A 1,998-nucleotide genomic window follows, 5' to 3' on the forward strand; every position below is an offset into this window, starting at 1 on the left:
AGATTATATTCTTGTTTAAATAAGTATTTATAAATATGAAATAAATATTATTAAAATACATATTAATAGCTATTAAAATAAAAAGAAAAGTTCCTAATTTTTAGGAACTTTTTATTTGTTTAATACAATGTATGAGTTTTTGCTTCAGCAATAGCTCTTGCTGGACTTTTAGGTTTTTCTATATTCTCTTTTTTGTAGAAATCAATTACTTCTTCTAAATCTTTATTTTCAATATTGTCTTTTCTATTTTCAAGAATATAATTTATGATTGATTCATTTATCAAGTTTGATAAATCTTTATTTTCATTATTAGTCATTTTGTATACTTCTTGCAATAAAACTTCATTAACTTCAATTGTAATTTGTTTTGTATTTTTTATCATATTAATCACCTCTTAAAAAAATTATAGCATTTCAAAAAAATAAAATCAATATGTTTTAAAATTATAGAATTTTAATTCTTAAATTCTTAAAAATAGAAAAATTAAATAGAGGGAGCTTTGAGGTATTAAAAAGATTAATAAAAAATATATTTAGTAATAAAAGCTTTGTACTATATGATTCTAAGATGGAGGATTTATAAGGGTTTAGGGTGAATTAAGTATAAGACAACTTCTTAAAGCAAATGAGTGTGGCATTTAAATCTAAATGTAGACATATAATATTAAATATGCTAATATATCAAAATAATAAGGGGGGAATTTATGAAGCTTAAAGAAGCATTGATTACATGTGTTGTATGTAGTGTATGTTTAACTCCATTATTGGTAAATGGAGAAACAAAAATAGATGCAGAGCATTGTAAAGAATCTATAGTAAATATAGATACTATAGTAACTTCAGGTAAAAACTTTAATTCTAAATATAATCAAGGTATGAAAGACTATCAAAACAGTGATGAGTATAAATTAAAAGTGCAAAAAGAGAAGCTAGAAAACCAACTAGGAATCAAAATAAAGGATTTAATTCCTATAACATTTGAAGTGAGTTATTATACCAGCCTTAACCAAGAAAATGGATATGGAGCTATAACTGCTACAGGAGATGATTTAGAAGATGGTTTTGTGGCAAATAATCACTTAAGTTTTGGAACTAAGATTATTGTGGATGGTAAAGTAAAAACTGTTATGGATAGGGGGTCTAGTAAGTATTTTAGTAATTCTAATGCGATAGATGTATTTGTACCCAAATGGAGTAATGAAAGTGAATCAGAGTATTATGACAGGGTTAATAATATGGGAAGGCACTATAAAAAAGGATACATCATTATGGAATAATAACTCTTCTTCAAGTAATATGTATTGATTGCAATATTTATTACATATATAATAGATATTAAGTTAATTAATACAACAATGTATATTACTGGGAGGGCAATATGGAACAAACTTTTATAAATGGAAAAGTAAACTTATTAATAGAAAATTATAAAGCATTAAATGAAATTAAAGGTTCTTGGCAAATGGGATTAATTCAACATAGTTGTGCACTTGCGTTTACGCTTAAGAACAAGAGGATAAGCCCTAGACTAGTAGAAGAGCGAATAGAGCTTATTAAAAAAAATACTGGATTATTCTCTAACTTTAGAGGATATAATATATTTTATATGGCAACACTACTTTCATTTGAATCAAATCCAGAAAGTAGTTTTAAGATAATTTTAGAGATATATAAAAATCTTAAAAATGAAAAATTTTGGGGAGATACATATTTACCACTTACAGCATCAATAGTCTATGAAAATAGAGATAAAATGGATTATATTACATGTATATCAAAAATGAAAACAGTGTACGAATACATGAAGAAAAAACATCCATTTTTAACGTCTAGTGATGACTATTGTAATATAGCACTTATTGCAATTCATTCAAAAAATTTAGAAGAAGATTTAGAATACATAGAAAAATGTTATGAATTTCTAAATAAAAATGGTTTTTATAAAGGAAATGACTTACAAGCACTGTCTCAAATTCTTTTATTTAGTGAAGATAGAAC

Annotated in this window: 3 protein-coding genes; 2 read left to right on the forward strand and 1 reads right to left on the reverse strand. The window is 24.8% G+C overall.

Features of this window, described 5'->3' with window-relative positions; translation table 11 throughout:
* Positions 1-119: 119 nt before the first annotated feature.
* Positions 120-383 (reverse strand): hypothetical protein, encoded by a 264-nt coding sequence (locus KGF50_RS21275; protein WP_227849909.1) that lies wholly within the window; start codon positions 381-383, stop codon positions 120-122.
* A gap of 321 nt (positions 384-704) precedes the next feature.
* On the opposite strand from KGF50_RS21275, the gene KGF50_RS21280 reads away from it, so the two are divergent.
* Positions 705-1,277, forward strand: coding sequence for a hypothetical protein (locus KGF50_RS21280; protein WP_227849910.1), 573 nt, complete (start codon positions 705-707; stop codon positions 1,275-1,277).
* 101 nt (positions 1,278-1,378) lie between these two features.
* Positions 1,379-1,998, forward strand: a 620-nt coding sequence (locus KGF50_RS21285; protein ID WP_227849911.1) for a DUF4003 family protein, incomplete at its 3' end; no start/stop codon positions are given.

It is taken from the genome of Clostridioides sp. ZZV15-6598, from assembly GCF_020657705.1.
Taxonomy (GTDB): domain Bacteria; phylum Bacillota; class Clostridia; order Peptostreptococcales; family Peptostreptococcaceae; genus Clostridioides; species Clostridioides difficile_F.

Coding starts and splice junctions, on each gene's coding strand:
- KGF50_RS21275 (WP_227849909.1), bottom strand. CDS start 383: ATGATAAAAAATACAAAACAAATTACAATTGAAGTTAATGAAGTTTTA.
- KGF50_RS21280 (WP_227849910.1), top strand. CDS start 705: ATGAAGCTTAAAGAAGCATTGATTACATGTGTTGTATGTAGTGTATGT.